The sequence below is a fragment of the Streptomyces sp. NPDC017993 genome, assembly GCF_044328065.1.
Taxonomy (GTDB): domain Bacteria; phylum Actinomycetota; class Actinomycetes; order Streptomycetales; family Streptomycetaceae; genus Streptomyces.
This window is the reverse complement of sequence record NZ_JBIRGO010000057.1, coordinates 1-6,390: the sequence shown is the minus strand read 5'-3', so window position 1 is coordinate 6,390 and position 6,390 is coordinate 1. Positions and strand designations below refer to the sequence as shown.

General features: G+C 71.2%; 7 protein-coding genes. 4 read left to right on the top strand and 3 right to left on the bottom strand.

The window, feature by feature from the left end; translation table 11 throughout:
• Positions 1–175: 175 nt before the first annotated feature.
• Positions 176–1,225 carry a glycosyltransferase family 2 protein gene (locus ACH4FH_RS38790; protein ID WP_398560687.1) on the bottom strand — a complete coding sequence of 350 codons (1,050 nt, stop codon included), beginning with the start codon at positions 1,223–1,225 and terminating at the stop codon, positions 176–178.
• A gap of 268 nt (positions 1,226–1,493) precedes the next feature.
• Here ACH4FH_RS38790 and ACH4FH_RS38785 point away from each other — a divergent pair, with 268 nt between their 5' ends.
• From ACH4FH_RS38785 to ACH4FH_RS38775, 3 genes are read left to right on the top strand one after another with little or no spacing between them, the layout of a single operon-like run.
• A complete protein-coding gene (locus ACH4FH_RS38785; protein WP_398560686.1) occupies positions 1,494–2,972 on the top strand; it encodes an LCP family protein in 1,479 nt (492 codons plus the stop codon).
• Positions 2,969–3,478: a hypothetical protein gene (locus ACH4FH_RS38780; RefSeq protein ID WP_398560685.1), complete on the top strand. Its 510-nt coding sequence runs from the start codon at positions 2,969–2,971 to the stop codon at positions 3,476–3,478. The genes ACH4FH_RS38785 and ACH4FH_RS38780 overlap by 4 nt, the downstream gene beginning before the upstream one ends.
• 29 nt (positions 3,479–3,507) lie before the next feature.
• On the top strand, positions 3,508–4,089 hold the full coding sequence (locus tag ACH4FH_RS38775) for a VanZ family protein (protein ID WP_398560684.1): 582 nt from the start codon (positions 3,508–3,510) through the stop codon (positions 4,087–4,089).
• Here the strand turns inward: ACH4FH_RS38775 and ACH4FH_RS38770 are convergent.
• The gene (locus ACH4FH_RS38770; protein ID WP_398560683.1) at positions 4,040–4,594 is read right to left on the bottom strand and encodes an acyl-CoA thioesterase; all 555 of its coding nucleotides are present in this window, start codon (positions 4,592–4,594) and stop codon (positions 4,040–4,042) included. The genes ACH4FH_RS38775 and ACH4FH_RS38770 overlap by 50 nt on opposite strands.
• Positions 4,595–4,833: 239 nt before the next feature.
• Between ACH4FH_RS38770 and ACH4FH_RS38765 the strand changes: the two genes are divergently transcribed.
• Entirely contained in the window at positions 4,834–6,126 is a 1,293-nt protein-coding gene (locus ACH4FH_RS38765; RefSeq protein ID WP_398560682.1) for an LCP family protein, read from the top strand.
• A gap of 99 nt (positions 6,127–6,225) precedes the next feature.
• On the opposite strand, the gene ACH4FH_RS38760 is transcribed toward ACH4FH_RS38765, so the two are convergent.
• Positions 6,226–6,390: acyl-CoA dehydrogenase family protein (locus tag ACH4FH_RS38760; RefSeq protein WP_398560688.1), on the bottom strand; the 165-nt coding region annotated here is incomplete at its 5' end.

Below are 6,390 nucleotides of genomic sequence, written 5' to 3'. Positions count from 1 at the left end.
AACGGCTTGATCACAGCCCATGCCTGATCAGACAGTTCATGACGACACACCACGAACAGAGCAACGACTAACCGACTTTGCGGACACGCCCTAGGGCGTGTCCGCGCCCGGACGCGCAACGCGAAGGGGCGGGGCGGGCCAACCGGCCCGCCCCGCCCCTTCGTCGGCGTTCGTGCTACTGCTGATCGTCGTGCGTCGCGGTCTGCTCGACCGGCGCCGGTACGGCCTGACGGCGGCTTGCGATCACCTTGCGGGCGAGCGCCCGCGGGCTGGTCAGGAAGCCGAAGCCCCAGGTCATGTGCATGGTTGCCAGGGCGACGGGGATCTGGGCGCGGGCCTTCAGGGAGAGTCCCTTCCCGGCCGGTACCGAGCCCGCGACGATGGCCGCGAGGTAGCCGCCCGGGACGACGAAGCCCCACGGGGTGAGCGCCGCGCCGACGACCACGCCCGCGGCGATCGCGCACACCGCGGTCGGCGGCGCGAGATAGCGCAGGTTGATCGAGCCGGAGTGGTAGCGGGCCACGACGTGGCGCCACTTGCCGTAGTCCTTGTACTGCTTGGCCAGCGCCTTGATGCTCGGGCGCGGGCGGTACTGCACCTTCAGCTCGGGCGAGAACCAGACCCGCCCGCCGGCCTCGCGGATCCGGAAGTTCAGCTCCCAGTCCTGGGCGCGGATGAACTCCTCGTTGTAGCCGCCCTGTTGCTCCAGCGCGTCGCGCCGGAACACGCCGAGGTAGACGGTCTCCGTCTCGCCGGCCTGCCCGCCGGTGTGGAAGGCGGCGTTGCCCACGCCGATCTTGGAGGTCATGGCGGCGGCCACCGCGTCCTCCCAGGCGTTCTCCCCCTCGGCGTGCATGATGCCGCCGACGTTCTGCGCGCCGGTCTCCTCCAGGAGGCGTACGGCGGTGGCGATGTAGTTCGCCGACAGCATGCCGTGGCCGTCGACACGGACCACGATCGGGTGCCGGGACGCCTTGATCGCGGCGTTGAGCGCGGCGGGGGTACGGCCCGTCGGGTTCGGCACGGTGTGCACCCTGGGGTCCTCCGCGACGAGCTCGGCGGCGATCTCGTCCGTGCGGTCCGTGGACGGACCGAGGGCGATCACCACCTCCATCTCGCCGGCGTACTCCTGCTGCAGGATGTGCCGGATGGCATTGCGGAGGTGACGTTCCTCATTGAGCACCGGCATGATCACGGAGACGGCCGGGGGCTGCTGCTGGGACATGGATCCTCGGGGGGACGGCCCGCGGCAAAGCCGCCATCGAGCGGCAGCGCTCGCCGGGAGACTGCGATATCTCGGCTCACGTTACCGCGAACGGGGGACACCGGCGGACGGCAGCCGGGTGGCCGGGCGCCCGACGCCCGGCGTGTGATGCTTTGCAGGAGATCATATCGGCTTACGGTGTACCAGCCGGCTTCGTACCGACCTGTACCGAATTGCTGCGCCCCGGCCGGCCGCCGCCCCCACCCGCCCCGCCGCGGAGGTGTCCCCCGTGACCGCCCCGTCCCGCTCCCCTCACCCCGCGCAGCCCGGCTCCCCCCGCACCGTCCCGCGCCGGTCCGCAGGGCAACGGCGCCCGCCGCGGCGCCGCTGGGGACTGCGGATCTGCACCGTGGCCTCGATGCTGCTGCTGGTCGCGAGCGGTGTGGGGCACGCCATGGTCACGGGCGTGGAGAAGGGGATCGGCCGGGTGGACGCCTTCAAGGGCATGAACAACCGGCCCCCCACGAGCACCGGCGGCCTGAACTTCCTGATCGTGGGCACGGACGGCCGCGACAAGCTCTCCAAGGCGCAGAAGCGGCAGTACCACCTGGGCGGCGCGCCCTGTCACTGCACCGACACGCTGATGCTGGTGCACCTCTCCGCCGACCGGAACCGTGCCAGCGTCATCAGCCTGCCGCGCGACTCCTACGCCGTGGTGCCCGAGCACCAGGACGCCACCGGCAAGCGGCGCCCCCGGCACCCGGTGAAGCTGAACGCGGCGTACGCGGAGGGCGGCGCCAACCTCACGGTGCGGACCGTGGAGCACATGACGGGTGTGCACATCGACCACTATCTGGAGGTCGACTTCACCAGCTTCATGCGGAGCGTGGACTCCGTCGGCGGCGTGGAGATCTGCACGGTGCGGCCGCTGAAGGACAGCTACACGGGCCTGGACCTGCCGGTCGGCAGGAGCCGGCTCAACGGCGGCCAGGCGCTCCAGTACGTGCGCTCGCGGCACATCGACGGCTCCGCCGACCTCGGCAGGATGCGGCGCCAGCAGCGCTTCCTCGCCGCCCTCATCCACCAGACCACCTCCTCCGGGGTGCTGATGAACCCGATCCGCTTCAAAGAGGTGGCCGACACGATGCTGGAGTCCGTCCGCGCCGACGGGAGCTTCGGCGCCAACGACATGGTCGATCTCGGGCAGGCGATGCGCGGCTTCACGGCGTCGTCGTCGGAGTTCACCTCCGTACCGCTGCGCAGTGTGAGCCTGAAGGTGCCGGGGCTGGGCGAGACCGTGCAGTGGGATCCGGTGAAGTCCAGGAAGCTCTTCCAGGCGATCCGCGACGACCGGCCGCTCGCGGTGCGCTCGGCCAAGCCGAAGTCGGACGCCAAGGTCGTGGAGGTCCCGCCGGCCCAGATCCAGGTGCACGTGACCAACGGCACCCGCAGGGCCGGCCTGGGCAACGCCGTCGACGGAGCGCTGCGCGCCTCCGGCTTCGCCACCACCGGGGCTCCTGGGAACGGCACCGGCGGCGCACTGGCGCGCACGCTCATCACCTACGACCCCCGGTGGGACCGCTCGGCGCGCTCGCTGGCCGCGGCGCTGCCCGGCGCGGAGCTGCGTCCGGTGCCGAACCAGGGCGCGGTGATGCAGGTGACGGTCGGCGGGAACCACAAGGCGGTGCAGCAGGTCCGGGCGGAGGTGTCCCCGCAGAACTCCGGGGACTTCTCGGCGATCACCGGCGACCAGGCGGTGTGCCCATGACCGTGCCCGCGCCCCGCTGCACGAAGAGCCCGCCGACGGCGGACCGGCCGGCCGGCCGGGGCCACGCCCGCCGGGTCGCGGTCTCCGTCGCGGCGCTGTGCCTGGTCGCGGCCACCGCCGCCGCGGCGCCGCCGGCACCCGCCGCGCCGACCGGCTGCGGTGATCTGATGCGCGGTCAGCTGTGTCTGCGCGGCCCGGTGGGTGCGGATGGGACGTACCGCACGACCTACCGGCGGACCGGCGCCGCCGATCCGACGAATCCACGGGTCGCCGGCTCGTCCACCGCGCCCGCCCCGCTCGCCTCCGGTGCGGAGATCACCGTGCGGCTGGGCTTCCAGCGCAAGAACCCGAAGATCACCGCGTTTCCCGGCTGGTTCGGCAGCCGGCGAACGCTGCACGGCGCCGTCGCCCTGAGCGGCCGCGTCCGGATGCTCCCGGACGAGTGCATCCGGGGCGTCATGGAATTCAGGGACCGGGTCTTCGTCACCAAGTGGAGCTGCGGTTGAAGCCGGGGATGTCCTGAAGGGGGCACATCGTGTGGCAGGTCGTACTGGGCATCACCCCCACCTCCGTCGCGCTTTTCCTCGCCGCCGCGCTGGCGCTGGCATGGGCCCTCGCCCTGTGGTCCGCGCGCGCTGCCGGAGGCGACGGACCGCGCCTGATGGCCGGCGTCCTGCTGGCGGGCTGGCTGCTGCTGGTCCTGGTGGCGACGCTCTCCCCCACCCAGCCGATCGGCTCCACCGACGCGACGGTCTGGTGGAAGCCCGGCGAGGGGCTGCTCGACCCGGGCGCCCAGTTGGAGCCGGAGGAGCTGGCGATGCTGATGAGGCAGCAGATCGCCAATGCCGCGCTCTTCCTGCCGGGACCGCTTCTGCTGCGCTTCGCGGTGCCGCGCTGGACGGCGGCCGCGGCGTTCCTGCTCGGGGTGGGCCTGTGTGTGGCCATCGAGGGGGCGCAGCTGGTGATGCGGGCCGGGGGGATCGCCGATGTCGACGACGTGCTGTGCGCGGCGGTCGGCACCGTGGCCGGCGCGGGGGTGGCGCTGCTGGCGCAGCTGGCGGTGACGGTTACGCGTCGTCGAGGCCTTCCGCGGCGCGTCGCTCGCGCAGCTCCATGATCGCGCGCCGCCGCGCCAGCCGGTGCGTACGGCGGATCTGCGCCTCCTGGTAGCGCCGCTTGTCCCGCTCGGTCTCCGGGATCACCGGCGGCACCCGGCGGGGCTTGCCCTGCTCGTCGACCGCGGCGAAGACGAGATAGGCGGAGCCGACCTGCTGGGCCGGGGTGGACTCGTTCCAGCGCTCGGCCAGGACGCGTACGCCGACCTCCATCGAGGACCGGCCGGTCCAGTTGACCTGGGCCTTCACATGGACGAGGTCGCCGACGCGGATCGGCTCCAGGAAGGCCATCTCGTCCATGGAGGCGGTCACCGCGGGCCCGCCGCTATGCCGTCCGGCCACCGCGCCCGCCGCGTCGTCGACCAGTTTCATGATCACGCCACCGTGCACGGTCCCGAGGAGGTTGGTGTCGCCGGCGGTCATGATGTGCGACAGCGTGGTCCGGGAGACGGCGGTGAGCTTGCCCACAAGCTCGCCCTCCGGGCTGTTGGTGACGAGATCGGTCATGGGCCCAGCCTAAGCCGGTGGCGGGCGCCGCCGCCCGGCGCCATCCGTGCCGATGCCCCTCGTCCGCTCCCGAAACCATCCGGAATGGATGATTCCGTATGGCCCGTCGGAATGGTCACATCCCCGTGCGGTATGCGGCGGTAGCGGCGCCGTCACTTTGCATCAGGTCTGCAACAGCCCTGGCCCGATCCGGCACCCGCCCTATTTCCCCGGCCCTCTCGGCAGGCAGACTTCCCCCTATGAATGAGTGGCCCAATGGGTGGTCCGGCGACCAGAACGGCAACCGGTACGGACGTGGCAGCGGCAGCCACGAGCCGGAGGGTGCGCGCGCCATGCCGCGGGTGCGGCGCGACGCCGTCCCCGGCCACCCGCGGAGCGAGCCGCCGCTGCCGCCGCAGATGTCCCCGCGTCGGAGCGGCGTGCCGTCGCAGCAGTCCCAGGGCTACGACGACTTCGACAGCGGCTACAACACCGGCCAGGTCTACGGCGGCGGCGGTGGCGGGGGCGGTGGCTACGACGGTGACGGCCGGGACGGCCGCGGCGGCCGTCCGCGCCCCCGCTGGGGCCGCCGCATCAAGGTGACCGTGCTCACCCTGATCGCGGTGCTCCTGGTCACCTCGGTCGCCACGTACTTCTGGGCGGACGGCAAGGTGCGCCGCGAGGTGGACCTGAGCAAGGTCATCGACCGGCCCGAGACGGGCGACGGCACGAACTACCTGATCGTCGGCTCGGACAGCCGTGAGGGCATGTCCGCCGAGGAGAAGAAGAAGCTGCACACCGGCTCCGCCGAGGGCAAGCGCACCGACTCGATGATGATCCTGCACGACGGGAGCAACGGCCCGACGCTGATATCCCTGCCGCGTGACTCGGACGTCGAGATCCCCTCGTTCGTCGGCTCCGACTCCGGCAAGAAGTACCCGGGCACGGGACGGCACACCAAGCTCAACGCCGCATACGCCGAGGACGGCCCCGAACTGCTGGTGCGTACCGTCGAGTTCAACACCAAGCTGCACATCGACCACTACGTCGAGATCGGCTTCGCGGGCTTCGCCAACATCGTGGACGCCATCGGCGGCGTCGAGATGAACATCCCCAAGGCCTTCAAGGACAAGAACGCGGGCGCCGACTTCCCGGCAGGCAAGCAGACGCTCAACGGCCAGCAGGCGCTGGCCTTCGTCCGCACCCGGCACGCCTTCGCCGGCAGCGACCTGGACCGCACCAAGAACCAGCAGAAGTTCCTGGCCTCGCTGGCGAGCCAGACCGCGACGCCCGCCACGATCCTCAACCCCTTCAAGCTCTACCCGACGATGGGCGCCGGCCTGGACACGCTCATCACCGACAAGGACATGAGCCTGTTCAACCTGGGCCAGATGTTCTTCGCGATGAAGGGCGTCACGGGCGGCGAGGGCAAGTCGATGAACATGCCGACCTCCGGCAGCTCCGGCGGCAACCTGTTGTGGGACAAGAACAAGCTCCAGCAGCTCGTCCAGCAGCTGAACAACGACGAGAAGGTCACCGTCACCAGCGACTAGCAGCGACCGGCAGCGTCCCAGGACGCCGGAAGCGCAGGACAGACAGAGGAAAGGGCCCGGACCGTGCCTGCGGTCCGGGCCCTTCTGTGCCTACTACGGCTACGGCAGGTTGCGCGCCATGACGATGCGCTGGACCTGGTTGGTGCCCTCGTAGATCTGCGTGATCTTGGCGTCGCGCATCATCCGCTCGACGGGGTAGTCACGGGTGTAGCCGTAGCCGCCGAGCAGCTGGACGGCGTCGGTGGTGATCTCCATGGCCGCGTC

Bases quoted from the DNA above. Each gene is read 5' to 3' on its own strand.
- ACH4FH_RS38790 (WP_398560687.1), bottom strand. From the start codon at position 1,225: ATGTCCCAGCAGCAGCCCCCGGCCGTCTCCGTGATCATGCCGGTGCTC.
- ACH4FH_RS38765 (WP_398560682.1), top strand. From the start codon at position 4,834: ATGAATGAGTGGCCCAATGGGTGGTCCGGCGACCAGAACGGCAACCGG.
- ACH4FH_RS38780 (WP_398560685.1), top strand. From the start codon at position 2,969: ATGACCGTGCCCGCGCCCCGCTGCACGAAGAGCCCGCCGACGGCGGAC.
- ACH4FH_RS38770 (WP_398560683.1), bottom strand. From the start codon at position 4,594: ATGACCGATCTCGTCACCAACAGCCCGGAGGGCGAGCTTGTGGGCAAG.